Source organism: Spirochaetota bacterium, from assembly GCA_004297825.1.
Classification (GTDB): Bacteria; Spirochaetota; UBA4802; order UBA4802; family UBA5368; genus FW300-bin19.
Map to the genome: position 1 here is coordinate 19,447 of SCSX01000080.1, position 25,319 is coordinate 44,765.

21 protein-coding genes are annotated in these 25,319 nt (G+C 58.8%); 4 read left to right on the forward strand and 17 right to left on the reverse strand.

The window, feature by feature from the left end:
• Window position 1: 1 nt before the first annotated feature.
• The 12 genes from EPN93_17970 to EPN93_18025 all read right to left on the reverse strand — a co-directional run bounded on the left by EPN93_17970 (window position 2) and on the right by EPN93_18025 (window position 11,865).
• On the reverse strand, window positions 2-517 hold the full coding sequence (locus EPN93_17970) for a hypothetical protein (protein TAL31351.1): 516 nt from the start codon (window positions 515-517) through the stop codon (window positions 2-4).
• Entirely contained in the window at window positions 514-2,154 is a 1,641-nt protein-coding gene (locus tag EPN93_17975) for a hypothetical protein (protein TAL31352.1), read from the reverse strand. The genes EPN93_17970 and EPN93_17975 overlap by 4 nt, the downstream gene beginning before the upstream one ends.
• Window positions 2,155-2,178: 24 nt before the next feature.
• Complete coding sequence (locus tag EPN93_17980; GenBank protein ID TAL31353.1) at window positions 2,179-3,426, reverse strand: general secretion pathway protein GspK; 1,248 nt, start codon at window positions 3,424-3,426, stop codon at window positions 2,179-2,181.
• 11 nt (window positions 3,427-3,437) lie between these two features.
• Window positions 3,438-4,214 carry a prepilin-type N-terminal cleavage/methylation domain-containing protein gene (locus EPN93_17985; protein TAL31354.1) on the reverse strand — a complete coding sequence of 259 codons (777 nt, stop codon included), beginning with the start codon at window positions 4,212-4,214 and terminating at the stop codon, window positions 3,438-3,440.
• Entirely contained in the window at window positions 4,154-4,558 is a 405-nt protein-coding gene (locus EPN93_17990; protein TAL31355.1) for a prepilin-type N-terminal cleavage/methylation domain-containing protein, read from the reverse strand. Before EPN93_17990 ends, EPN93_17985 begins: the two co-directional genes overlap by 61 nt.
• Entirely contained in the window at window positions 4,542-5,114 is a 573-nt protein-coding gene (locus EPN93_17995) for a type II secretion system protein (GenBank protein ID TAL31356.1), read from the reverse strand. The genes EPN93_17990 and EPN93_17995 overlap by 17 nt, the downstream gene beginning before the upstream one ends.
• Window positions 5,115-5,129: 15 nt before the next feature.
• The gene (gene gspG, locus EPN93_18000; GenBank protein ID TAL31380.1) at window positions 5,130-5,588 is read right to left on the reverse strand and encodes a type II secretion system protein GspG; all 459 of its coding nucleotides are present in this window, start codon (window positions 5,586-5,588) and stop codon (window positions 5,130-5,132) included.
• 35 nt (window positions 5,589-5,623) lie between these two features.
• A complete protein-coding gene (locus EPN93_18005) occupies window positions 5,624-6,871 on the reverse strand; it encodes a type II secretion system F family protein (GenBank protein TAL31357.1) in 1,248 nt (415 codons plus the stop codon).
• Window position 6,872: 1 nt separating this feature from the next.
• Complete coding sequence (gene gspE, locus EPN93_18010; protein TAL31358.1) at window positions 6,873-8,573, reverse strand: type II secretion system protein GspE; 1,701 nt, start codon at window positions 8,571-8,573, stop codon at window positions 6,873-6,875.
• A 7-nt stretch (window positions 8,574-8,580) separates the two neighbouring features.
• Window positions 8,581-10,515 carry a type II secretion system protein GspD gene (locus tag EPN93_18015; protein ID TAL31359.1) on the reverse strand — a complete coding sequence of 645 codons (1,935 nt, stop codon included), beginning with the start codon at window positions 10,513-10,515 and terminating at the stop codon, window positions 8,581-8,583.
• A gap of 21 nt (window positions 10,516-10,536) precedes the next feature.
• Window positions 10,537-11,379, reverse strand: coding sequence for a hypothetical protein (locus EPN93_18020; protein TAL31360.1), 843 nt, complete (start codon window positions 11,377-11,379; stop codon window positions 10,537-10,539).
• Between the two features lie 270 nt (window positions 11,380-11,649).
• Entirely contained in the window at window positions 11,650-11,865 is a 216-nt protein-coding gene (locus EPN93_18025; protein TAL31361.1) for a hypothetical protein, read from the reverse strand.
• A 206-nt stretch (window positions 11,866-12,071) separates the two neighbouring features.
• Between EPN93_18025 and EPN93_18030 the strand changes: the two genes are divergently transcribed.
• From EPN93_18030 to EPN93_18045, 4 genes are read left to right on the forward strand one after another with little or no spacing between them, the layout of a single operon-like run.
• On the forward strand, window positions 12,072-12,827 hold the full coding sequence (locus tag EPN93_18030) for a FadR family transcriptional regulator (GenBank protein ID TAL31362.1): 756 nt from the start codon (window positions 12,072-12,074) through the stop codon (window positions 12,825-12,827).
• Window positions 12,828-12,838: 11 nt separating this feature from the next.
• Window positions 12,839-15,349, forward strand: coding sequence for a hypothetical protein (locus tag EPN93_18035; GenBank protein ID TAL31363.1), 2,511 nt, complete (start codon window positions 12,839-12,841; stop codon window positions 15,347-15,349).
• Between the two features lie 35 nt (window positions 15,350-15,384).
• Complete coding sequence (locus EPN93_18040) at window positions 15,385-16,440, forward strand: glycyl-radical enzyme activating protein (protein TAL31364.1); 1,056 nt, start codon at window positions 15,385-15,387, stop codon at window positions 16,438-16,440.
• Window positions 16,441-16,458: 18 nt separating this feature from the next.
• Complete coding sequence (locus EPN93_18045) at window positions 16,459-17,307, forward strand: pyridoxamine 5'-phosphate oxidase family protein (GenBank protein ID TAL31365.1); 849 nt, start codon at window positions 16,459-16,461, stop codon at window positions 17,305-17,307.
• Here the strand turns inward: EPN93_18045 and EPN93_18050 are convergent.
• From EPN93_18050 to EPN93_18070, 5 genes are all read right to left on the reverse strand, one after another.
• Complete coding sequence (locus tag EPN93_18050) at window positions 17,304-19,166, reverse strand: tetratricopeptide repeat protein (GenBank protein TAL31366.1); 1,863 nt, start codon at window positions 19,164-19,166, stop codon at window positions 17,304-17,306. The genes EPN93_18045 and EPN93_18050 overlap by 4 nt on opposite strands.
• Window positions 19,167-19,306: 140 nt before the next feature.
• A complete protein-coding gene (locus EPN93_18055; GenBank protein ID TAL31367.1) occupies window positions 19,307-22,129 on the reverse strand; it encodes a hypothetical protein in 2,823 nt (940 codons plus the stop codon).
• Between the two features lie 147 nt (window positions 22,130-22,276).
• Entirely contained in the window at window positions 22,277-23,347 is a 1,071-nt protein-coding gene (locus EPN93_18060; protein ID TAL31368.1) for a phosphotransferase family protein, read from the reverse strand.
• A 12-nt stretch (window positions 23,348-23,359) separates the two neighbouring features.
• Window positions 23,360-24,046 (reverse strand): TetR/AcrR family transcriptional regulator, encoded by a 687-nt coding sequence (locus EPN93_18065; GenBank protein ID TAL31381.1) that lies wholly within the window; start codon window positions 24,044-24,046, stop codon window positions 23,360-23,362.
• An 84-nt stretch (window positions 24,047-24,130) separates the two neighbouring features.
• Window positions 24,131-25,318: an epoxyqueuosine reductase gene (locus EPN93_18070; protein TAL31369.1), complete on the reverse strand. Its 1,188-nt coding sequence runs from the start codon at window positions 25,316-25,318 to the stop codon at window positions 24,131-24,133.
• Between the last annotated feature and the right edge of the window lies 1 nt (window position 25,319).

Genomic DNA, 25,319 nt, shown 5'->3' on the forward strand with positions numbered 1-25,319 from the left:
GTCATTGCTGAGTGAAACTGTCGATTTTTATGATTACATCGTACGTATCGGCGCCCTTCATTCCCTGGTAAATCTTCAGGTAGCTGACTTTTAGAAGGCTGTTGGAATTCTCAATCTCGTAAAGGAACCGGAAAAATTTCTGGACGGGCACCGCGTCCAGCTTGATATCCGAAGTGAACTTCGTGTACTTGTTCTGGATGTTCGCCTGCGTGCGGCGGTTATACGCGATGTTCTTCGAGACATCGGCGGTGTTCGCCCATTGCTCGATCAATGTGCTGATGTTTTCGTTCCGGTTTCCCAGCTGGGTCTGGTAGCGCGTTTTGCGCTGCTTGATATCGCGGTACTGGTCGTAGAGCGCCTCCAGCCGGGTGATGTCGCTCACGTTCTTGCGCGTCTCCTGCTGCGTGGACGAGCGGTATTCCACGAGCGGCATTATGATCAGGTAATAGGCGAGCGTGAACGCCAGCATCCCGCCCAGGGCGTAAAGAAGGTATTTTTCCCTTGACGAGAGCTTCATTTTGCTTCACCCCGTTCCGCGGGTTTCGCCTTTCCGCCCCGGATTTTCTGCTTGATGATCATGGTGAATGTGGTCTGATTCGCGCGCGCCTGGTTGGTGGTAAAATTCACCGAATCGTATTTTTTCGTGTCGACCAGGCGGTTGCGGTAGTCATCCAGGGTTTTCACCGTTCCCACGGTCCCGTCGATACGGACGGAATTGTCGTTTACCACGACGCTGGTAAGAACGAATCCATCGTCCCCCGGGAATGCGGTGACCACCCCTTTCATGAGATCGATAAGCCTCTCGTCGGACTGGATGATGTTGTCGATCGCCTCCACGTCCTTCTTCTCGTCGTTGACGAGCTTCTGCGCGGCTTTCACCGGGTCGGCCTCGGCGGGTTTGGTGTGAAAGTATTTCTGAAACCGGTCGTTCAGGAGCGCCGAATATTCCGAGCTCGTTCTATAATTGATGACCGCCGCGGTCACGAGGTTCACGGCAAGTACGATCGCGGCGGCGACCCCTACCGCTCCCGCGAAATAATAGATCTTGCGCGAATTGGAAACGAAGTCGGGGAGGAATTCACCCTTCAGGAAGTTGATGGACGCCTGCCTGCGATCGAGGTAGGAGAGCACGGTTCCGAACACTATGGGGAACTGCGATTGGATTTTACGCTCGGTATAGTCCGGAAGGAAGGGGAGACCGGCTACCGGTACGTTGAAACTCCTGGACAGCAGCATGCCCAATCCCGCGATGTTGGAGCCCCCGCCCGATATGAGCATGCGGCCGAACTCGATGCTGCCGTATTCCACCGCGAAGGATTTGAGCGTGATCGCCACCTGCTCTATGAGCTGGTCCACGACCGCGCACGACGTTTCATAGATGCGTTTCAGCCTGGGACGGGTGATGCCCAGGGTCTTGTAGTATTCGCGCTGGAGGTTGTTTTCCAGGGACGTGAGATCCAGGTTGAGCTCCTCGAAAAGCCGGCCGGCCTCCGCGAGCGTCATCTTGTGAGCCGTGGCGATCTCCCGGTAGATGTCCGATGTGCCCAGGGTTATGCAGCGGGTGTAGATGAGGAAATTGTCCCGTATGACGTTGACGACGGTTTTCGAATGCCCGATATCGAGCTGGATGACGGATTCGCCCCCGACCCGGTTGAAATATCGGTAACACTCGAAGAGGGCGTTCGCCTCGAGTCCCATGCGCACGGGCTGTATGCCGCATTCCTGGAGCGCGGCGAGCAGGTCGCGCAGCTGGTCCTTGTGGGAGGCCGCCAGGAGGATGCGGCCCTCTTCAGGGTTCGATCCCCTGAGCGACTGGAAGTCCATTGAAAGCTCGTCCATCCGGAAGGGGATGTTTTCCTCGGCCTCGAAGGGAATCGCCGATCGTATCTTTTCGAGATCGCTGAAGGGAAAGGTTATGTTCCTGATAATCGCCTTCTCCATGGGAAGGTTGACGAATACCGTGTATCCCTTGAGGGGATTCTCCTCCAGCATTTTACCGAGCGTCGCGGCAATGGGCGACGCATCCTCCGTGTCCCCGGGGCCTATGTCCTCGTAGGTCATGGAGGTAATCTGGAAATTCCTGAGGCTCGTCCGGATGGTGATCATCTTTATGGAGGATGACCCTATATCCAGCGCCGCGATGTTCTCAAACAAGGCAGGTCCTCCGTCCAGGCGGCGTCATTGCTCGCCCACATAATAATACTTCTTGGTGTCACGGTTGTATACGGCCACGATGGTGACCTCGGTGTCGTTCACGGTCCCCGTCGAATCGATCCTGAAAATGAAGGAGCGCACGGAGAGGTGATTTTTTCGAAAGGTGTCATCCGGAACGAGGTCCTTTATTTCGTCAACGGTCTCGAAGGGCTTCTGCTGCCGCCTCCGGACGAGCTCGGTCACGATATCATCGGTCATGGTATCTGTCAACGCCGATAAGACGCGGTATGACGCGGTGTTGATATTTATTTTATTCAGGTCGCTCAGGTAGTCGGTCCGGTCGCCGTGAACGCGAAAGTAATCGGAAAGCCTGCGGCTCCGCTCCTTTCCTATGGGGCGCTCGAGCCCCTTGAAGCTCATGGTCTTTTCCGCGAGACCCTTGTTTCCCGGGGCGAATTTTTCCACGGCGGCCGCGTCCAGGTTCTGGTTACCGCGATTGTCGTCAACGAGGTTCGTCTCGTTGACGGGCGGGTCGCCCAGGCCGTAATAGATCTCCGGCGTAATCCCCCTGACAAGCAGCATCTCCTGGATGCTGTCCATTTCGCGGTTCTTCGCGTGGTAGGGGGAGGGCAGGGTCAGGTAATAATCCGAAGACTCCGCGCCGTAGGGAGACCGCGAATCATCCAGGTCCACCCAGTCGAGCAGGCAGTCGGCGAGGTCCATGGGAAGGCCCATGTTCAGGAAGAAGCGCTGGGTAATTGAATAGTAGGGCGTGCGATCCACCACCTCGGTGCCCAGCACGCTCAGGTTGATCTTCGAATTTTCGTCGTTGATGCGCAGCTTCAGGTCCCCGTATTCAAGGGGAATCTCCGGGAAGTTGAGGGCCCAGAGATCCTGGTATGAATCGACCGCGGAATTCGAGGACGCCCCCTGCATGATGCTCGAGGAGCCCCCCTTCTTGTCGGCGTCCAGTATGTAGGCGCACAGGGCCGTCCCCGCCTTCGCGAGCGTCCAGGCCTTGAGCTTCTGGTCGAACCCGCGCTTGTAGTGCATGTTGGTGACCGCGGTGATGAAGAACTCCGACGACACCGATACGAGCAGCGTGATCATGAGAAAGACGATCACGAGCACGAACCCCCGGGAGCCGCGCATCCGAACGAATACGCCGTGCGCGCGAAGGTCCGCGGCCCTCCGGGCATAGTCGTGCCGGAAGGCTGACGCATAACGCGCCATGAGGCCGCGGATCTTCATGGAGTATTTCATCATGGTCATCGTGTTCTCGCTCAGTTCATGGGGGTCAGGTAACTCACCAGGGTGAACGATTCCTCGGCCTGCTTCCCGGGCTCGTCGGCGGACATGCGGTAGCTTTTCATCTTGAGGGTCGTACGCACGGCGACCGGGAACTTCTTGTCGTTCTTCGAGTCCCAGTGCGAGCTCCAGTCGTTCCGCAGCCAGAATTCGAACTTGATATCGGCGACGTGTTTTAGCAGGATGCTCGACGCGCCCCCGGTCTGCGGGGCGTCGTCGTAGGTGAGCTTTTCACGCCGCATTAAAAGGTAGCTTCCCTCGAACCCGGGATCGGGCGTTTTATCCTCCATGAGATAGTATCCCACTTCCTTGACGTCGCTTCGGGGAAAGGATTCACGGGGGTCCGATGATACCGTCGACGCGACGCGATTCACGGCGACGAATGAGATCTTCCCGTTGGAAAAGGTGCCGGAAGAATTTTCGCCCGATATCTGTACGTTCGGGTTCAGCTTGTTGGAGAACGCGTAGGTCAGGTCCTTGTCAACGCGGTAGAGCGCGAGGTTCAGGCTTTCGTAGAATCCCGCCACCCCGGCCGAGTGGCGGATAGACGCGATCACCGAGCGGTGCGCCGTATAGGCCATGATGAGGATGAGGGAGGATACCGACATCGCGACCACCATCTCGATGAGCGAGAACCCCTGGTCTTCCGCGAGGAGCGAGTGTAATCGTGTGAAAAGGCGCCGCATCTCCGTCATTTCTCCGGGTAAATGTAACTGATGGAATAGTTTCTCTGCGTGCCGCGCTCCTCCCATTTCACGGTAATTTCGAGCTTCTTGGCCGCGAGCGGCCCGAAAAATTCATGCTCGAAACGGGTGACCGTGCGGCTGTAGGTGAAACCCTCGTACTCCTTCACTATATCGTTCTGTATATCGGGGGCGCGCATGCGCATGATCTGGAATTCGGCGAGCTTGTTTTTCGCGATGAGCATCGCCTTGGTGATATTGCGATTCTGCGCGATCGCGAGAATTCCCTTCGATACCCCCGAGATGATTCCCAGCAGCACGATCGAGAGTATCGTGATGGCGATGAGAAGCTCGATTATCGCGAAGCCCTCGTGCGGGCCGCGGCGCGTTTCCCGTCTATTCGTAGCGCGCATAGCCCTGCTCGATTGACGGCTCTTTTAGAAACTTTGATATCCGCACGGACCGCTGATCCGTGCCGTTCACCAGTACGTGGACGATCACGTCGTCGGAATAGCCCGCGGGGTGGAAGGGAACGAGCACGTTCCCGCGCCTCACGACCTGGCCCCCGGCGAAGAGGACCTCCTCGATGCGAAAGGCGTCGGAGAACTCATGGAAGCGGAGCAGGCGCTGGGGAGAGTCCGTGAATTTTCCCTCGGGGGAAAGATTCAGGACCGAGATGGCGTTCTTCCGTTCGAACACGCCCTCGTTGAATTTTGAAAGTTCCATATCGCGCTCGTAGAGGTGGAATACGACGTAGTTGGTCCGTCCCTTTACGAACGCGTCGTCGAACGCCTTGGAGATGAGCGCGCGCACCACGATGAGCCCGCTCCGCTCGGCGTTCATGAAATTGGCGATGCGGGGGGCGACGACCATCGCCATGACCGAGAGTATCGAAATGACGATGATGAGCTCTACCAGCGTGAATCCCTCACGGCCGGAGAGCGCGCGGATGAACGGTCGGCGGCTCACGTCGGGACGGCCGGGCTATTCCCAGCTCCTGATATCGGCGTTTTCGCCCTCGCCGCCGTCCTTCCCGTCGGCGCCCAGGCTCACGAGCTCGTAATCCTTGCTCTGCTCGCCGGGCGAGCGGTACAGGAACGCGCGTCCCCACGGGTCCTTGGGCACCTCCCGCTTTTTCAGGTAGCCGCCCTCGTTGTAATTCTGCGGTGAGGGCTCGCTGGACGGCTTGTTTATCAGCGCCTCGAGACCCTGCTCGGTCGTGGGATAGTTTCCATTGTCGCTGCTGTACATCTCGAGGGCCATGCCTATATCGGCGATCTGCTGTTTCGCCGCGGCCACTCGCGCCTTCTTGGGAAGGTCCATGAATCGCGGGACCACCATCACCGCGAGGATGCCGAGAATGGTTATCACGATCATGATCTCCAGGAGCGAAAAGCCGCCCCGTCCCGCGAGATCGCGCCCGAGCCTCGAGATCCGGTTCATACACGCGCGCATCAGCTGTTTCATGCTTATTCTCCTTATTGTAGAATCAGGTTCATTTCGAATATGGGGAGGAGTACCGATACCACCAGCAGGCCGATAAAAAGCCCCATCACCACTATGATGATGGGCTCGATAAGCCGGGTGAGGCTCGATATGGTAAGGTCCAGCTCCGTTTCGTAGACATTGCCGATCTTCACGAGCATAGTATCGAGCGTGTCGCTCGCCTCGCCCGCGGCGATCATGCCCATCACGAGCCGGGGAAGGAACCCGCTCTTCGCGAGGGCCGTCGATACGGTCGCCCCCTCGCGGATCTTTTTCGCCGCCTCGTCGATGCGCTCCTCGACGACGGAATTGACGACGATCTTTTTCACGATCTCGAACGATTTTAAGATGTCGACGCGGTTGTTCAATAATATTCCCAGGTTCTGCGTGAAACGGAGCACCAGGAGCTTTTTATAGAGCTGGCTCACCAGGGGCAGCGTGAGCTTGAGCTCGTCCATCTTCCGCCTTCCCTCGGGGGTCTTCCGATACTGGTTAAAGAAGTATCCCCCGGTGATGAGCAGGGTGAGCGGGATGAACCAGTAGTTCGCCAGGAAGTCGCTCACCGCCATGACGATCCGCGTGGGCAGGGGCAGGCTCTTGCCCAGGTCCAGGAAAAGGCGCGAGAGCGAGGGGATCACGTATATCATTATCAGGAAGATGACCACGAACGAGACGATCACCAGGAACGCGGGATACCATAGGGCCGCGTTGATCTTGCTTTTCAGGACGGTCCTCTTTTCTTCCAGGTCGGCGAGGCGCTCCATGACCTGGTCGAGCGAGCCCAGGCTCTCTCCGACGCGCACCATGCTTATAAACATGTCCGAGAATAAAACCTTGTGTCGCTCCAGGCAGTTCGAGAACGAGGAGCCTTCCTCGAGCTTGCCCTTGATGTCGACGATAATGCTCTTGAATACCTGGTTGTCAATCTGGTCGATGATATCGGTGATCGCGACCAGCAGCGGCATGCCGGCGTTCAGGAGCGTCGCGAGCTGGCGGGAGAAGATGCCCACCTCCTTCACGCTCATGCGAAGGCTCACGTAATGAGAAAGCCGGTCGTAATAGGCGCGTAAGGCGCTCCCGCCTTCGGAGGGACCCGTTCCCATGACCGCGTGCGGCTTGATGCTCGTCACGTAGAGCCCCTGCGCGCGGAGCCTCTGTCGCGCGGCGACGTCGCTCGTCGCGTCTATGAGATCGGAAACAGCCGTCCCCTTGCGGTCCAGGGCCTGGTATTCATAGATCATGTCAGCTCACCCGCCGGACTTCTTCGATGGTGGTGATTCCCTGGAAGGCTTTTTCGAGCCCGTCGGTGAGGAGCGTGGGCATGCCCTCGGTTATGGCCTGCTGCTTGATCTCCTGGGCCTCGGAGCGCGAGAGAATCATGCGCCGGATATCCGCCGAAAGCGGCAGGAACTCGTAGATTCCAGTCCTTCCCAGGTATCCCGTGTTGAGACATTTCTCGCAGCCTTTCCCGCGATAGAGCTTGTTGCCCTTGATATGCGTCCGGTCCGCGCCGAGCTCTTTCAGCATCGCGGCCGTGGGCTTGTAGCTCTCCCGGCAGTGCGGGCATATCGTGCGCACCAGGCGCTGGGCCAGAAACGCGTTCACCGATGAGGTGATGAGGAAGGGCTCCACGCCCATGTCGATGAGGCGCGTGATGCCGCTCGCGGCGTCGTTGGTATGCAGCGTTGAAAACACCCGGTGTCCCGTGAGCGCCGACTGCACCGCGATTTCGGCGGTTTCCAGGTCGCGGATTTCCCCGATCATGATCACGTCGGGGTCCTGCCGCAGTATGGAGCGAAGACCGTTCGCGAAGGTGAGATCGATCTTGGGCTTCACCTGCATCTGGCCTATGCCCGGGATCTGGTACTCGATGGGGTCCTCGACCGTGAGGATGTTGATGTCCGCGCTCTTGAGCGACGAAAGCACCGCATAGAGCGTCGTGCTCTTTCCGCTTCCCGTGGGACCGGTCACCAGCACCACGCCGAATGTCTTGCGGATGATCTGATTGAACCCCGCGAGCGTCGATGCGGAAAATCCGAGCGACGACAGGTCGAAGCTCATATCGGTCTTGTTCAGGAGACGGAGCACCACGCGCTCGCCGTAGTAGGTGGGGAATATCGAAACGCGGATGTCGATGTCTTTCCCCCCGATCTTGATCTGGATGCGCCCGTCTTGCGGAAGGCGGTTCTCGGCGATGTTCAGGTTCGCCATGATCTTGATACGGGATATTATCGCCCCCTGGTATTTCTTGGGCGGCGTGAACATCTGGTACAGTATACCGTCGATACGGTACCGCACGACAAGTTCCTTCTCGTAGGGCTCAAGGTGAATGTCGCTCGCGCGGTCCTGCACCGCCTGTGAGACGACCATGTTGACGAGCTTGATGATGGGGGCCTCATTCGCGAGGTCCATTATGTCCTCGGTCTCCATGATGGGCGAGGTGAGGATCTCGAACTCGGACTCTTCGAGGGTCTCGATGACCTCCCCGGTCGTATCGCCCTTCATCATCTCGAAATGGGCGGCGATGACGCGCTGTATCTCGAGCTCGCCGGAGAGCGCGAATTCCAACGTATATCCCGGAAAAATCATCTTGAGATCGTCGAAGGGATGGAAATTGAGCGGGTCAGAGATCGCGACATGTATTAATGTGCCCGATACGCGGTAAGGCGCCACGCGATTCTTCCTGAGAAAGTACACGGGGACTTGCGAGAAAACGCCGTCCTTGTCCTCGAAGTGAAGCGATTTCACGTAGGGCATGCCAAACTGCGCGGCCAGTGCGTCAAGTACGTCGTCCTCGGCAGCGAGCCCCTTTTTCACGACGATGGCGCCCAGGCGCAGGGTCGTGCCTTTCTGCGCAAGCAAAAGCTCCTGGAGCTGTTCGACCGTGAGCACGCCGCGCTCGACGAGAATGGCCCCCAGCATCTTGTTCTTCTTGGAAGGCATGGCGTCCCTAGTTACCCCTGATCCGGCGCTGCTCCTCGCGCTTCTGCTCGGTGATGGCGTCCATGCGATCCTGCTTCGTCAGCAGGTGCGGCGTTATGAACACGAGCAGGTTCGTCTTGCTGTAGGAAACGTTCTTCCGCTTGAAGAACCACCCCAGGAGCGGGATGTCGCCGAGCACCGGGACCTTCGTTTCCTCGACGTTCTTGTTATTGCGGATGAGGCCGCCCACCACGATCGTCTTGCCGTCGTGCACCGTGATCTTGGTCTTGATGTCGCGCTTGCCCAGGCTGGGCGGAATGACCGCGCCCGTGCTCGTTGTCGTGGTCGCGCCCAGCACGGAGTTGACCTCCTGGTAAAGGTCCAGGGTGATCTGGTCCGCCTTGGTGATGTGGGGCGTGATCTTGAGCTTTACGCCCACGGATTTGTATTCGAAGGTGTAGAAGGCGACGCCCGTGTCGCTGATGCGGTTGTTCGTGGGCACCGGGATTTCCTCGCCCACGTTCAGCTCCGCCTCCTGGTTGTCTATGGTAAGGATCTGGGGGGTCGATAGGATATTGAAATTTTTATCGGTGCCCGTGGCGTTAAGGAGCACGAAGCCCAGCATGTCGGTATCGCTCAGGTAGCCCAGCTGGAGTCCCGTCGCGAGCGGGACCGCGATTTTCTTGCCCGTGAGCCCGGTGGGAACCGAGTAGCTCGGCACACCCCCCATGATGGACGATCCCCCGAACAGGTTCGAACCCGCCTGGCCGCCCAGCATCCAGTCGATGCCCAGCCCCCAGCCGTTTTCCGCCGAGACCTCGACGATGAGGGCCTCGATAAGCACCTGCTCGCGTACGATGTCGAGCTCCTTGATGACGCGCTTGATCTCGTTGAACTCCTCCTGCGTCGCGGTGATGATGAGCGAGTTGGTCTCCTTGTTTGCGACGATGGAAAGCTTCGCCTGCGTTTTCTGTTGCCCGGGCTGGACGGTAACGGGCTTGGGTTTCGCTTCGCCCGGTTTTCGCTCGTCGGCCTGGGGCTGTTCCGTGTGCAGGGGGCTTGTGTCGATCTTCGCCGCGTCCGAGAAGGGGATGCGGGCGAGGACCGCGCCCAGCTGCTCGGCGTCCGCGTTTTCCAGGTGGACGACGTGGATGTTGCCGTGCTTCGCCTTGTCGTCCTTCAACTCGTCTATTTTACGGTCGAGCTGGCGCGCCACCTGGACCAGCCCGTTAATCTCTGACGAGGTGCCGGTGAAGATCACGGTGTTGAGGGGCGCGTATACCACGATTTCCGTATTGGCGGACTTGAGCGCCTTGAGGACGTTCGCTATTTCGTTGACGCTCGCGTATTCGACGTCGAGCAGATAGGTGATCGTTTTATCCGTTTCGGCGGGCAGCTTCTTCTTTTCGTCTATGAGCACCTCGACGTTTTTCCGAATGGCTTCTTTAATGGGGAGCACCTTGATCATGTTTTCGGATTCGACGATCGCGAAGCCCTTTACCTCGAGTATGGACTTCATGATGTCGTACGCCTGGTCGACGGGGATGCGTTTCGCCGAGGTGATGCTTATCTTGCCCTTGACCTTCTCGTCGATGATAATGTTCTTCTCGATGAGCTGGCTCATGATCGTCAGGAACTCGGATATCTCCACGTCCTTGAAGTTCAGGGTGAAGTATTTGGTCTGGTCGGGGGCCTTTTGCGCCGCGGCCTTTTCGTCTTTCTTCGCGGCGTCGGCGGGCTGCGCCGTTTTCTGGACGGTCTCGACCTGCACCTTCTTCACGGACGTGTCGTCGCCGGCGGGCTTGTCGACCGGTTTTTCTGCGGGCTTCGTCTCTTCCTCGGCGGGACGGGATTCCTTCGTCTCGTCGGGCTGCTGCGGAAATACGGCGGGCCACGGCCCCGCGCACAGGATCATGGTGATGGCGATGAGCGCAATCCTGCCGCACGCAAAAGGTTTCTTCATGGCATAGGTTCCCCTGGAACGTTATTCGGTGATCGTAAACTCATAATTCATGGGCTGGCCGTCGCGCTCAAGGTCAACGGTGATGCGCGACTCGCCCTGTATATTTTTCCACATTTCGATCAGCTTCTCAGTGCTGTCGATCGGGTGCCCGTTGACGCGCTTGATGACGTCGCCGCTGCGCGCCCCCAACCGGTAGAGCATGCTCTCGTTCTGTACGCGCAGGAGCTTGTAGCCCTGTATCTTATTGTCGACCCTGTGCGGACCGGCCTTGATTCCCTTGAGCGCGTTATCCATGTCGTTGAGAACCTTCTGCTGGAGCTCGGCGCGGCTCAGGTTCTGCTTCACGCGGCTGGAACCGCCCTGGGGGGTGCTTTTCCCCGAGGGGCCGGGCTTCTTGGGCGGCGCGAACATATCGAGCACCTCGTATTTTTTCTGCGGGGTGAGGAGCACGACCTTTGAGTTGTCGATTCCGACGAGGATATTGCCGTATACGTTTCCCCAGAGCGCGAAGACATCGGGGCCCTTCTCGGACGTTTTCTTGATGAGGGCCTTGGATATGGCGGGGAGACCGGTTATGGTTCCCAGCAGCTGAAGGTCGGCCACTTCGCTCGAAACCGATTCCGCCCCGTCGCCCTTACCGGAATCGCCGCCGGCAAGCCGGAAAAAGCCCGCGTCCAGGATGGACTTATAGTCATCGAACCCCTTCGCGGGTCCCTCTCCCGCGCGGGCCTGCGTCCGTGCGGATTGCTTCCCGGGCAGCGTGCTTACCCCCATGCGGAAGAACTGGTTGATGGTGCTCGCGAGCAGAAATGAGAAAACGATGACCGATAGTGAGTTCACCAGATGATACTTGATGTTCTGCATGTAGCCTACAAACCCCGAAGCCCTAACTATAGATTGAACCTTTTTCGCCGCACAAGTTACATGGATGCATAAGGAAAAGCGCACCGGGTGCGCATGGAAAACCGTTCGGGAAACCCGCGGAGAATGGCCACCGCGGGCGCGCATATTGGGGGTAATCTAGGTATCCGAGGCGGTGTTGTCAATCGATAATTGCGTACGGGAAAGACGGGTGAAATGAAAAACACGGCGGAGGACCGCCGTGTCCGGATGGAATATCCGCAGAAGCGGTTTTCAGGCCGCGAACATGTCTACCGCCTTTATAAGGGAAATAGGAATGCGGACCTCGTGGTTGTTCTTGTCGTAGATGACGATCTCGTCCTTTACAAGCGCCCTGTTCTTGTTCAGTTCCATCATGGAGCCGTTGTGCAGATACACGATAATGTCGAGTCCCTTGATGGCCAGGTATTTCTTGAGCTGGCTTTTAAAGCTTTTTATTTTATGCGCCATCGGTCAGTCCCCCGCATTTTTTTATTATGTCCCATCTATTGTATCGGCCGGTAGGGACTTCTTTTTAGAGTTTTTTTAATAAAAATGCCAATTCCGGCACATAAAATGCGTATCAGACCCCTTATCTGTCGTTTAAGATATGCTTGACAAATATTTAATGATCTTTAGTATGGCTGGTGGTAATACCAGCAGCCACGAGGAGAACGATGACCGAGCTTCTTGCACCCATCCAATCACAGAGCCTTGTCGAGGTGTTCGTCGAACGCTTTGAACGGCTCATTCTCTCCGGCCAGATTTCCGTAGGGGAGCGGCTGCCCTCCGAAAGGGAGCTTGCCCTGAAGCTTGGGGTAAGCCGGCCGGTCGTGCACGAGGGGCTCGTGGAGCTTCAGGTACGGGGACTGGTCTCGGTCGTTTCACGCAAGGGCGTTTTCGTAAACGATTACCGGAAGCAGGGGTCCCTCGCGATGCTCGAATCGCTCCTGGTCTACCAGCAGGGCGCCCTGGAGCCGCGGCTCATGAAGAGCCTCCTCGAGATGCGCCGGCTCTTCGAGTGCGAAACCGCGCGCATGGCGGCGCGCATCCGCGCGGAGGACGGGGTGAAGGCCCTTCGGGAAATCGTGGACGAGGAGAAGGCGTGCGATCACCGGGACACCGCGCGCGTGGTCGAGCTCGATTTCCAGTTTCACCTTAACGTGGCGATCGCCTCGGGAAACCTCGTGTACCCGCTCCTCATGAATTCCTTCCGCGGCGTGTATACGAATATCACCGGGCAGTTCTTCACGGTTACGGCCTTCGTCGTGGAGGTGTTCGGCTTCCACGAGGGGCTCGCCCTCGCGATCGAGGCCGGCGATGAGGAGCGCTCCTGCGCGATAATGCAGCGCCTGCTGGAGCACGGCGCGGTCAATCTTGAGCACATCCTGGGCGGGGCGAAAGCGTCTCGGCCCCCACTATACGGACTCTAAGGAGGAAGATCATGGAAAGCGCGGCGGTAAAGTTCCAGATAAAAGAACCCAAGGGTCTCTCGCCCAGAATAGCCTGGCTCAGGGACTATTTCTTTTCCGGGGCGGACAGGTCCTGGAACAATGAATACACCTCCTGGACCACGGGCACGCCGTGGGACGTCCAGTATGACGAAATCGCTTATTATATCGTGCCCGAGACCTATCCGTTCCTCCAGACCTTCCGCTCGTCGATGCACCAGAACGCGCGGCCGGTGAAGCTGGACCCCGAATTCTGGTCATGGGGCCTGCCGGAACGCCGCGCATGGTTCGTGAGGGAGGTCATGGTAAACTACGTGCCCCAGGAGATCCTGCCGGGCGATCTCATCGCCGGTTCGCGCTTCAATCTCCAGGCGTCCCGCTGCTGGTCGAAAAATGAGCTTAAGAAACGCGATGGTCTGATATACGGGAAGAAGGGGGCGCGCGCGTTCATGAAGTGGTTCCATGACCACGGGTACGGCAATGCCGGCGCGACCTCCGGCCACCTCATCCCCGGCTACGAGCGCGTGCTCTCGGTCGGATGGAAGGGCGTTCACGAGGATCTGAAATCGAAATACGAGTCGCTCACCCCGCGCGAACGCAAGGGCGGGAAGGGCGCGCAGCTCAGGGCGATGATGACGGCCGCGACGATGCCGCGCGACCTGGCGGCGAAGTACGCGTCGCTCTGCAAAAAACTCGTGCAGAAGGAGGTGCTTCCCTCGCGGCGGGACGAGCTCGCGCAGATGGCGGCGAACCTCGAGCGCGTTCCCTGGGAGCCCGCGGCGAATTTCTGGGAAGCGGTGCAGGCGCTGTGGCTGAGCCACATGCTTGTAATGAGCGACGAGAATTATCCCGGCCCGGGGGTTTCGTTCGGGAGACTGGACCAGTATCTCTACCCGTACTGGGAAAAATCCGTCGGGGAGGGCATGGACCGGGAATACGGAAAGGAAATATTGAAGTGCTTCTGGGTCCACGCCAATACCGCGTACGACGCGATGATTCGCGTGGGCGGCAACCAGGGCATCACGGCGGGATTCGGCCAGCTTTTCAACCTTTCGGGCATGGGGCCGGATGGAAAAGACATGACGAACGAGCTCACCTACGTGATGCTCGAGGTGATCGACGAGATGACGCCCATCCTTGAGCCCAAGCCTAATGTGCGGCTGCACCGGAACTCGCCCGACGAACTGCTGGACCGGGTTATCGACATGATCTCGTCGAGCCAGGGCGCGCCGTTCCTGTTGAACTTCGATGAGCGCTCCATGGCCGGCATGATGCGCGAGGCGAAGATGGCGGGGGTGGGTGAGCTTATCAACGAGGGCAACGTGCATGACTATGCCTCGGTGGGCTGCCTCGAGAACACGATGGTGGGCAACGACCGCTCGGGCACCGTCGACTGCAATCTGAACCTGTTGAAAGCGGTGGAGCTCGCGCTTGCCGGCGGCAGGGACATGCTCCCCGTGACCGATTTCATGACCGGGAAACCCGGCGCGATCGCACAGGACGGGCCGGCCACGGGCGACGCTCGAAAGTTTTCTACCTGGGACGAGTTCTGGAAGGCGTACGAGACCCAGACGCGCTACCTGGTTAAAAAATGCGTTGGGCTTTACGAAGTTTCGGAACGCGTGCGTGCGTCGTTTTCTCCCACGCCCTACCTTTCATGCCTCGTGAAGGGGTGCGCCGAAAAGGGCCTGGACATCACGCAGGGAGGTCCGGAGCTCGGTTTCGTGACCATCGAGGGCGTGAGTTTCGCCACTACCGTGGATTCGCTCCTGGCCGTAAAGTACCTGGTGTTCGATAAAAAGGAATGCACTATGGGCGAGCTTATCGACGCCCTCAGGGACAACTGGGCGGGGCACGAGATCCTTCAGGCAAAGGCGAAGTTTCGGGCGCCGAAATACGGGCGGGACGACGACGAAGCCGATGCGATGGCGAAGCGGGTGATGGACCTCTGGACCGGGGAAACCTGGAAATATAAAACCGTGTCGACCGGCAGACAGTTCCGGCCGGGGATGCTCTCTTGGAACTACTGGGTGAGCGACGGCTACATTCTCGCCGCCAGCGCCGACGGACGGCCCAAGGGCCAGTTCCTGTCGAACGCGATATGTCCCTCGAACGGCGCGGATGTCAACGGTCCCACCGCGAACGCGAATTCCGTGGGGAAGGCCCTGGGCGGGCGCGCGAATAACGGCGCGGGCGACTGGAAGGACTACGTGAGCAGCCTGCCCAACGGCGCCAGCCACACGATCACCTTCAACCCGTCCCTGCTGCGCGACCCGGAGCACCGCGCGAAATTTCGGGCGTTTCTTAAAGGCTATATCGAGAACGGCGGATCGGCGCTCCAGATTAATATGATCGACGCGGACATGCTCAAGGACGCGCAAAAGCACCCCCGTCTTTATCGGCACCTCCTGGTGCGCGTAACCGGATACAACGCGTACTTCACGAGCATCGGGCGGGAGCTCCAGGACGAGATAATCGCCCGGGAAAGCCATAACAAGTATTGACGGGAACGGATTCCGGGTAACGGAGAGGACGAGGCGTGAACACGATACATTCAGGCGCGGGTATGACGGAAACCGGGACGGCCATGGTGCTCAACATCCAGAGGATGTCGACCGAGGACGGTCCGGGTCTTCGAACTACGGTGTTTTTCAAGGGCTGCGGGCTTCGCTGTGCGTGGTGCCACAACCCCGAAAGTATCTCGACCCATCCCGAATTGCAATGGCTGGAATCGCGCTGTATAGGGTGCAGGACGTGCATTTCGGCGTGCCCACGGAACGCGCTCACGGCGGACGAGCGGGGAATCCAGATCGATCGCGCGCTCTGCGACGGATGCGGCACATGCGCGGGCGAGTGCCCGGCGACGGCCATGGAGCTCATGGGTGAACGGTGGACCGTGGACCGGCTCGTGGCGGAGGTCGTCAAGGATCGTTCGTACATACTCAACTCCGAGGGGGGCGGGATCACCGCATCGGGCGGGGACCCCATGGTACAGGCCCCCTTCGTCGCCGAGTTTCTTCGCCGCTGCAGGGCCGAGGGATTCCATACCGCTCTGGATACCTGTGGGCTGGGATCGGAAGCATCGTTCGACCTCGTGCTTCCCCATACGGACCTGGTGCTCTTCGACCTGAAGCTCGCGGACGAATCGGCACACGAGCTTCATACGGGACGCTCGAACGAGCGCGTTCTCGAAAACCTGGTCCGCATTCGCGATCGTATCCGTATCAACGGCGCCCCGGAGCTTTGGGTGCGCACCCCGATCATACCGGGGGCCACCGATACCGACGAGAATATAGCCGGTATCGGACAGCTGATCGAAAGCCTCCTGGACGGCGCGGTGAGCCGCTGGGAGCTGTGCGCGTTCAACAACCTGTGCCGCGACAAGTACGCACGGCTCGGAATCGAATGGCGTTTCCGCGAGTCCGGGCTTCTCGATAAGGGAATGATGGAACACCTGGCGACCGTTGCGCGACACTCCGTTGGCAAACCCGGCATCGTGCGCTGGAGCGGGGCCACGCGTAGCGAAGCCGCGGCGGACAACGCGCGTGCGGCCGAACGGCAGCCGGCGGCGCACCTCGTGAAGGGGTGCGGTTAATTACCAGAGGAGGGCCTTATGACCACCATGTACAAAGAGTTCGACCCAGCCGACCTGAAGGAATTCGAGCCCGAGGCCAAGATCGGGCTTATCGCCACGGTGAGCCCGGAAGGCCTTCCGCACCTCACGCTCATCACCGCGCTCCAGGCGCGGGGGACGCGCGAGCTCATCTGGGGTCAGTTCAGCGAGGGCCGCAGCAAGAAAAACGTGAAGCGGAACGGGCGCACGGCGTTTCTCATAATGAATTTGAACAAAGAGCTCTGGAGGGGGAAGGCGCTCTGGACCCACGAGGAGAAAGAGGGCCCCGAGTACGAAATGTACAACAAGAAGCCCATGTTCCGATACAACTCCTACTTCGGCATCCACACGGTCCACTACATGGACCTTGTGGAAACCGGCGGAAGGGAAAAACTTCCCCTGGGAGCGGTGGTCCGCGCGGCGCTCGCGACGAAGATTGCGAAGGGTGGGGCGGCCACCGGGAACCCCGCGCGGATTCTCAAGGAATGGGGCCAGGGACTATTCAACCGCATGGACAGCCTGAAGTTCCTCTCCTACGTGGGCGGGGACGGGTTTCCCGTCATAGTACCCCTGATCCAGTGCCAGGCCGCCGACAGCAGGAGGCTTGCGTTTTCGACGGCGGCGTACGGGGACGAGCTCGAGCGGATACCCGCGGGCGCGTCCGTCGCGGTCTTCGGCATGACCTTCGACATGGAGGATGTGCTCGTCCGCGGTACGTTCGGAGGGTTTTCGAGGAGCAGGGGATTCCGGCTGGGGACGGTCGATATCGAATGGGTGTATAATTCGATGCCCCCCGTACAGGGGCAGGTCTATCCGGCGACTGAGCTCAAACCGGTGACGGAGTTTTAATCGGCGACCGCGGCGATCCTTGAAAGCCCGGACTTCGCCGAGGAGTTTTCCGGATCCAGCGCAAGCAGCTTTTCGAGCAGGGGCACCGCCTCTCCGGGTTTCCCCAGCTTTTCGAGCGCCCGCGCCCACACCAGGAGCGGACCGCGGAAATCCTTGCGAAGCTGGCACGCCTTCTGCGCGCACTTCGACGCGTTTTCGTAATCCTTCACGTTAAAATACGCTGCCGAAAGCTTGTACAGCGTATCGGCGTCTTCGCTGTGCAGTCCCAGGTACAAGAGCAACTGTTCGATTGCGAGGGCGAATTCCCCCTTCTGCATGTGGCAGCGCGCGAGCAGCTGGTGCACCTGTTCGTCCGCCGTGCCCAGGCTCATGGCGGCGCGCAGTTCCACGATCGCCTCGTCCAGGTTGCGGTTGTACATGAGCTCCAGGCCGCGGTTCCGGTGGTTGATGAGTTCCTGGTAGGCGGGATCGACCTCGATGAGCAGGAAGGTCACATCGTCGCGGATGGGCGTATCGGACACGAACTCCTCCCATGTGCGGATGATATGCGTGCGGGCCTCGCGAATATTCATGTCGCGTGAATCCACGAGCGTACGCTGGAGCATCGACAGGCCGAACTGCTCGTCGTTCGCGTTGCGCGCCTCGACCAGCCCGTCCGTGAAAAGCAGCATCCTGTCCCCGAAGTCGAGCATATCGTGTTTTTCCTCGTAGGTCTCCCCCGCGTTCTCGAGGGCTCCCACGAACAGCCCGTTGGTGTCCCACGTCTCGATCTCCGCCGTGCGCTTCCGGAGCACCATCGCCTTGTGATGCGACGCATTGGTATAGAATACCTCGAAGGAAGGGCTGATCACCGCGACGAACGCGGTGAGGTAGTCCTGGGTCTTGATCGTTTCAAGAAGGGCCGTGTTCACCCTGGTGAGTATGTCCCTGGGGAAAAGGTTCTTCTGCGTCGCCTCGATGAAGCTGATCTTGCCGATCGCGGATATGAAGGCCGCGGGAATGCCGTGTCCCGAGACGTCGGCGATGAAGATGCAGACGTGGCCCCCGCTCATGGGAATGATATCGAAGAAATCCCCGCCGATCTTGTCCATGGAGCGGTAGAACGCCTCGATAGAAATGCCGTTATACGAAATAGGAGTCGCGGGGAGGATTCCCCGCTGTATGTCCGAGGCGATGTCCATTTCCTTGTCTATGTACAGGTCGCGCTCTTTTAGATTTGCGAGGGCGGTCTCGCTGGTGCGTTTGGCACTCTTGACCTCGATGCGCTGGCGCCTGAACTCGCCTGCAAGGAAGGCGATGAAGATCGCGGCGGGCAGGAAACAGCCGGTATAGAACATCTCGAAAGGCAGCGAGCCGTTCTGGCCAAGCACCGTTATAGCGAAGGCCGATGCTCCTATCTGGAGCGTCGCCGAGGCGAGCACGAGCACCAGCGCCTGCACGAAGGTGAGGCTGGAAAGCATGAAGGCGAGCGCCATATAGGCGAGCAGCAGCGCGGCGGAACGGACCTCGTTAAGGATCACCACCCATATCCCATGTATGATCAACCATGCGATGAATTGGAGGAGGGTGAAGGAAAATGAATACCTGCTGCTTATCGGCTTGGAGCTCATCCGGGTAATAAAGAAAAAAACAAGGCTTATGCCCGTGGCCATCGCGGTAATAATAGAAAGCCAGAGGTACGAGATGTTCGCGAGCCCCAGGATGCGCGCCATAAAAGCGGCCACTATGGCTATACAATAGGCGAGAACGATATAGCTTGAGTTTCTCAGCAGGATTTGCCTGCGTCGAGCGTGTTTATCGAAGGATATGTCTCGTTTTTCCATTGTAGATCGAGCCTGTCGTCCCTGTGAGCAGATCATAGTAAGCGGCGCTGAACTATTTGTCAACACGGGAATTTTCGGGATGAATTATTATTGATCATACCGGGTGCGGGCGCGCGCATCGCGGTGGCGGACGAACAGGCGCTCCTGGTCGTGTAAGAATGCGCGGGCGTTACGCGCTATTTCATGCCGCTCTCGATGAGCATCTCGAAGAGCCCCTTGTGGGTGAACGAGATCGAGGTGAAAAGCTTGTAGGCCTTGTTGGGGATGAGCGTGAGATCGGTATCGGTCGGGTAGTACAGGTAGCCCCTGTTGGTCTGCATGAACACCCTGAGCTCGCCGATCACCTGCCGTATGCTCGCGCGCGAGAACGGGTTGGTGAACGATCCGTCCGGGTGCGTGAAACCGTAACCCGGCTCCCCCGTTTCGAGCGGGTGCACCGCGAGCGTGAGCGGGACTATGCCCTTGCGCGCCTCCACTATGTTCTTGGAAAGCTCCGGGTTGATTTCGCTTATGGTGCAGCTGTTGCGAAGGTCGCGCTCGAGCTTGTATATCTCGACCTGCTTGAGCTGTCCCGCAAGCGAGGACCGGGGATTGTTCTTCACCACTTTTTCCACGATGTTAAGCGTGAATACGTAGAGTCGCGAGAGGTATTCTATGAAGGCCTCGGCCGGTTTGCGCACGAAGAAGAGCGAACCGCGCTCGTCCATGATGAAAAAATAGCAGTACTTGTTCTCCTGCTGAAAATAGATCTGGATGCAGTTTTCCTTATGGTTTTCGAGGATCTTTCTAAGATAGTTGAGCTCGCTCAGACCCGGATCGATCCTGAGGCTGGTGAGCGCGCCGTTGTTGTTGCTCAGAATGTAGAGGAGCTGGGCCTCCGATTCGCACATGGTCGCCGAGATGCTCTCCTCCTGACCGACGCGCTTGTTCGAATACAGGAAGAACTTGTTTCCGATCACCGATATGTAGCGCCTGCGCACGTTGTCGGAGGTATCAATGAAAAAGCGGTACATGTCGCGTATGATGGCCGTCAGGCGGTCGAATTCCCTGGTCGAGCCGTAGGGCAGCGAGGACGAGAGGTGAACCGCCGCGGTGTAGTCCTTGCGCGTGAGCAGGGCTCCCTGAAGTATTCTCCCGAACACCTTTGCAAGGTCGATCTCGTTCTTGAAGGAATCGAATTTCGTTTCGCCCCAGCTCGTATGATAAAGAAAAATAATGTCGTCGATCTTCTTCGAATATTTCGAATAGGGGTTGATAATGATATAGCTGACGACGGGGAACGCCTCTTTGAGGAAATAGGCGTTGTGCAGCTCGATGCGCTTGTAGGTGAAATGCGTGGTGAGCTGCGCGATGAGCTCCCGTATGTAATTCGGGTCCGCCGGGAGTATCCCGGGGTCCATTTCCAGCCGGGTGTAGTCCTTCTGGAAGAGCCGGTTCAGGCCCAGCCACACGATGATGCCCACGAAGCGGTTGTCCTTGTATAGAATTACCTTTGCGGGGGAATTGCTTATTATCACCCGCTTGGAAAGCAGCCAGAATTCCCGCCCCTCCTTGTCGCGTACGAATTCGATGGTGAGAAGCTTTTCCGGCGGGTAATTCTTGAAACTCAGCGTATTGTCGATCTTGTTGTCGGCGATCGCGAAGTGGGAATATATCTTGCGGGAAATCCCCTGGAGCTCGCTATCGGAAAGCAGGTGCGCGGCCTTCTTGGATTCGATCGCACCCAGGATGTCCTTGTAACCGCGCAGCATGAATTTCTTGGTGTCGTTCATGAGCTTGGTGACGGAATCGATATCCAGGTTTTCGAAGTTGTCGAGCTTGGCCAGGAGCGAATCGGCCCACTCCCACTTGGCGATGTACGCGGCCATGTTCCGGACCTTTTCGCTCTGCGCGGCCTCGGGATGGTTCCTGGGGGTATACGACAGCCGCGGATCGACTTTCAGATAAAAGCATATGGTGAGGAGCTCGGTCGCGAGGCTGTCTTTAATCATCGCGGCGTAGTAATTGTAAACCTGGTTAAACATGATGACGTAGGAATCGACCGCCTGGGTGTAGAGCTTCCCCTCGTGGACGTTTTTCTTGATAATCGTGCTAATAAAGGGATTCGTTCCGGTGGAGTGAATGTAGCGCTCGAGGAGCCCCAGCTTCAGTATAGATTTGAACGGGCTTCCCAGCGATTTCAGAAGCTGGAACAGGGCGGCGACAAGGAAATCGTCGCGCCCGATCATGGACAGATTTCCCAGGTCGATATACTCGTTCACGAGCGCGGCGCCATCCGCAGCAAGGAGCCATTCCCCGTATTCGGAATCGCTGCAGCCGGCGGGTACCACCCACCAGAACGGCGTCTTGCCGGCGATGATGATCGAGCTTCTGAAGAATTCCTCTTTCAAAAGCACGCCCAGCGATGTCCCGGAAAAGTTGTCCTCGCTGTTGTCGTCGAATATATTGCGGCGGACTTTCGATATGTCGTTGAGGAAGAAATGGACCTCGACGTTGAAGTGCTCGGCGATCCATTCCTCGATGAGACGGAATTTCGATTTGAAAATTCTCAAGGCCTCGGGGCTCGCCTGCGATTCGTCCGCGCACACCCAGAAATCGAAATCGGAATGCTTCGAGAAAGCTATCGTGCCGCCGCTGCCCATGAGCGCGAACATCTGGATAAAGGGCTGTATCCCCTGGCCGGTGGAAATATTCGCGGCGGGGAACAAGCCGCGTACGAACGCGGGGACCCTGGGCTTCGCCTCGTACCGGTAAATGCCCTGCGGCATTTCGGGGTATTCCACGAAGCCCGGGAGACTCGGCTGGTTAACGCTCAACAGGAACGGGATCGAGTCGAAGAGATCGATGATCTTCTGGTCGCCAATCGCCGCGTACAGGCTTTCGACCTTGCGGGAATTGAAGGCGCGGAAGGCCTTGTCAAATGCGGCTACCTTTCCCAGTATTTCCGATTTTTTTTCAGTTTCCATTTCCTTCTCGCAGGGATCGCTTTGGGTTTCCATCGATTACGCGCAATTTCTCTTTGAGCCTTTATGCGCGCACCGATGCGTGCGGTTCCGGCAATCCGATGCGTCCGCCTGTGAACAAACGATAGCGTACGCGTCCCAATAATTCAATGATTTTATCCTCGCGTCCGGGGCGCCTCTGTCCTAGAATACGGACTTTTCGAGCACCTTGAGCGCCGTTTCCTCGAGTATCTTCACCGCGAAGATGAGCATGGCAAACCGCTGGTCTTTCGTCTGGCCGTGATAAAAGCGGTAATATATCTGCTGCGCGATCACGGCCAGACGGAACAGGCCGAAGCAAAAATAATAATCGAAATTGTCGACGGGGATCCCGCTGTGCCTGGAGTAGTATTCGACCAGTTCATCCCTGGTCATCGCGCCGTCAAGGTGCGTGGGCAGCATGCGGACGGCCTGGAAATTCGCGGGATCGGTTTTCTCGACCCAGTACGCGATGGACGAACCGAGATCCATCAGGGGATCGCCTATGGTCGCCATCTCCCAGTCGAGCACCCCGATTATTTTCAGGGGATTCGCCGGATCGAGGACCACGTTGTCGAACTTGTAATCGTTGTGAATAACGGCGACATAGGGGGAATCTGCGGGCATTTTTTCCGCGAGCCACGACATGACGGTTTCAAAATCGGGCGCGTCGGGCGTGCGCGCGTCCCGGTAGCGGCGGCTCCAGCCGGTCACCTGCCGTTCGACGTACCCCTCGGGCTTGCCGTAATCCGCGAGTCCGGCCGCGCGGTAATCGACCTTGTGGAGTGCGATCTGGACGTCCGCAAGCTCCTTGCACAGGGCGCGCATCTCGGGCGGCGAAAGGCTAAGACCCTTCGGCAGATTTTTCCTGAGTATGATTCCCTTTATCCGCTCCATCACGTAGAACGGGCATCCCATGATGCCCTCGTCCTCGGAATACGCGAGCGGGGCGGGGCAGTAGGGAAACACCGGTTTGAGCGCGGAAAGCATGCGGAACTCGCGCCCCATGTCGTGCGCGGTCTTAGCCTTGCGGCCGAACGGGGGCCTGCGGAGCACGAGCTCGCGCGTTCCGAATTTAATGAAATAGGTGAGGTTCGAGAAGCCGCTCGGGAACTGGCTGATCCGGAATTCACCCGAGAGCCCGGCTATGGAATCCTTTAAAAAGGCTTCGACCCTGCCCGGATCGAGCTCTTCCCCCGGGCGTGTATTCGTGGCCTCGTCGATATATTCGCTCATGTGATGGTCTCCTTAGCCGCGGCGGTCGAGGTATGATTCGACGAATCCGGTCACGAATGCCGCGTAATCCTCCGCGCTTACCTTGCGGGTCCTGTACTTCCAACGCTTGAGATACCAGTCTTGCAGAATGGATTTGATGAGCGACGCGGTCATGATCGTGTCGTGATCGGCGAAGGCGCCCGCCCGGCTGCCTTCCTCGAGTATCCCGGCGAAGAGCCCCTCGGTGAACAGCTCGCTTTCGATGGCGGCCTTCTGGTCCTTCTTTCCAAGGTTTTTGGCCTCCATGTATGAAAAATAAAACCAGGCATGCATGATCTCGCTCAGGAAAATGTGCGCGTAGATGAGGGTGCGCAGCCTCGTGCGCGCGTCGGGCACCGCCAGCATCCGCTCCCCGAGCACGCGCGCCACGGTGCGGCGCCCGTATTCCTGGATAAGGGCGAGCAGCTCTTCCTTGCTCGAAAAGTAGGCGTACATGGCGCCCAGGCTCAGTCCCGTAGCCGCGCTCAGGTCCCGCATGCTCATGGCCTGGAAGCCCTGGCGGTTCGCGATCTCCAGGGTCGCCTCGGAAATGCGGCGCAGGTTTTCCACCGCGCGCGCCTCTTTCTTGATGCGGATCACCGACGGATTTTCCTGGACGATCTCGCGGATGGCCGCGTCCTGGGACGCGGCGACAAGCTTCTCGAATTCCCTGATGTCCATCATGCCCGATAGCGCGTTCAATTCGGCATTTCCCCTTGAAGTTGATCGACGTCCCCGGGGCGATCCGGATTCGGGCCGGGTGAATTACTCGGCGCCCGGAATATCGATTCCATCTTTCCGATCCGTCCGTCGTGCAAGAGCCTGCCGTGAGGCATAGACGATACGTGCGGCCTCTATTTCCCCGCGAACCGCCGTATCGGACCCCTCCCGCGCCGCTTCGAGCGCTTCCCCGGCCCCACACGTGCCTATCCTTCCCAGGGACCACGCGCACATCGCCCGTACACGCCAGTCCCCCGCCTCCGCGAGCCCGCGCGCAAGGCTGCTCACGTACGTGGGATCAAGGCTGTTGCCCATCGCCCGCGCGGCGTTCATCTGCCATCGCCACAGGTCCTCGGGCGGCATGTAGAACATGTGCGGCCAGACGTTCGCCGTGTAGTACGCCGTGTCCATGTTCAATATTTCACGCAGGTCGAAATGCGCCGCGCGCGCGCGGACGCGCTCGTTCACGGGACGGTCGGCCGCCAGCCACGCCTGGTTGCGGGGGCACACGTTCTGGCAGCGGTCGCAGCCGTAGACCCAGAGTCCCATGGGCTCCCTGAGCTCCACGGGCGTGAGATCGTTTCCATAATAGCTCAGGTACGAGATGCAGCGCCGGGGGTCGATTTTCCTGGGTCCCTTCAGGGCGCCGGTGGGACAGGCCGATATGCACGCGTTCCTGCACCATTCGGGGCACCCCACGCTCACGGTGGGGGCATCGGGCTCGAAATCGCGGTCGACGAGGAAGGCGAGGGGGAGCACGAAGGAGCTTCCCCGGGCGGCGCGATGTCCGTAAAAGAGGCAGTTTTTGCCGAACGTGCCCAGTCCCGCGCGTGCCGCCGCGAGGCGGTGCGGCACGTGAAACGGGACCTTCGAATCCATGCCATGTTCCTTCAGGAAGGCGCGAAAGGCCTTGAGCCTCACCGCGAGCCCGTCGCGCGTAACGCGATCGTCGTCCAGGTAACAGCGCCCGTAATGCGTCTCGAGGCCGCGGGGGAATCCCTCCCGGAAATAATTTTCCAGCAGCACTATGATCGACCGGCATTCCGGATACACCGCGCGGGGGTCCGTTCCCTGGAAGAGGTCCAGCCCCAGCGAGACGCACCACTCGTACATGTCGCGCCGCGCCTCGAGCACCTCGCGATGGTCTTCGAACGGCTCACAGCCCGTGAAGCCCGCGTCCTCGAACCCCAGCTCCCGCGCCTTGTTCCTGATATCTTCCTTCGAAATATTCATT